Origin of the sequence: Burkholderia sp. Bp8986, from assembly GCF_003854225.1 — a bacterium.
Lineage (GTDB): Bacteria > Pseudomonadota > Gammaproteobacteria > Burkholderiales > Burkholderiaceae > Burkholderia.
Genome location: NZ_QTQM01000219.1, coordinates 1 through 392, shown reverse-complemented (window position 1 = coordinate 392; position 392 = coordinate 1). Strand labels below are relative to the sequence as shown.

1 pseudogene is annotated in these 392 nt (G+C 67.1%); it reads left to right on the top strand.

Annotation, left to right across the window (positions count from 1 at the left end):
* Positions 1–392: pseudogene (locus DID99_RS36970) on the top strand (phosphomannomutase/phosphoglucomutase); the annotation flags it as partial.

The window sequence follows — 392 nt, the reverse complement described above, 5'->3', positions numbered from 1 at the left end:
ATCGCGCGCATCGTTGGCGACGTGAAGCTCGCGCGCCCGCTGAAGCTCGTCGTCGACGCCGGCAACGGCGTCGCGGGCCCGCTCGCGACGCGCCTGTTCAAGGCGCTCGGCTGCGAACTCGTCGAGCGCTTCACCGACATCGACGGCACGTTCCCGAACCACCATCCCGATCCCGCGCATCCGGAAAACCTGCAGGACGTGATCCAGGCGCTGAAGGACACCGATGCCGAACTCGGCTTCGCGTTCGACGGCGACGGCGACCGCCTGGGCGTCGTCACGAAGGACGGCCAGATCATCTTCCCGGACCGCCAGCTGATGCTGTTCGCGGAAGAAGTGCTGTCGCGCAACCCGGGCGCGCAGATCATCTACGACGTGAAGTGCACGCGCCATCT